This window comes from Kosakonia sp. H7A, assembly GCF_003028445.1.
Classification (GTDB): domain Bacteria; phylum Pseudomonadota; class Gammaproteobacteria; order Enterobacterales; family Enterobacteriaceae; genus Kosakonia; species Kosakonia radicincitans.
The window spans coordinates 1-469 of the sequence record NZ_PYTZ01000105.1 but is presented as its reverse complement, the minus strand read 5'-3'; the positions used below and the strand labels follow the sequence as shown (position 1 = coordinate 469).

The window sequence follows — 469 nt, the reverse complement described above, 5'->3', positions numbered from 1 at the left end:
AGGTCACCGCCCACGCCATTGCCGGTCGGCTCCATCAGTCCCAGCGCGGCATTGGCGGCGATCGCCGCGTCCATCGCCGAGCCGCCCTGCTTCATGACATCCAATGCGATCTGGGTGGCCAGCGGCTGTGAGGTGGCGGCCATCGCATGCGGGGCGATCACCTCCGAGCGCGTCGCGAAGCCCGGGCCGGTAATGCGGTCCCCGGCGAGGGCGACCCACGGCAGGAGGCAGCACGCCAACGCGGCCAGTCGCGGAAGGCGGCGGAGCGGTCGGGAAGCGGGGCGGGCAGGCATGGGCCGGGGTCTCCTGATGATAAGAAGCCCAACGTAGCATCGGGGCGTAGCGGCTCCGCCTGCCGGAAGTCCCTGCCGTCCGAAGGGCAGCGTGACACGGGTCGTATTTGCGCAAATCCGGCTGCCCGACCGGCATCCAATCATCGCCATTCGCGGAATCCCGGTTCAATGCTTGC

The 469-nt window shown here is 69.3% G+C and carries 1 protein-coding gene; it reads right to left on the bottom strand.

From position 1 onward, the window contains the following. Positions 1-293: gamma-glutamyltransferase (locus CWM66_RS29390; RefSeq protein WP_233218450.1), on the bottom strand; the 293-nt coding region annotated here is incomplete at its 3' end. Positions 294-469 lie beyond the last annotated feature (176 nt).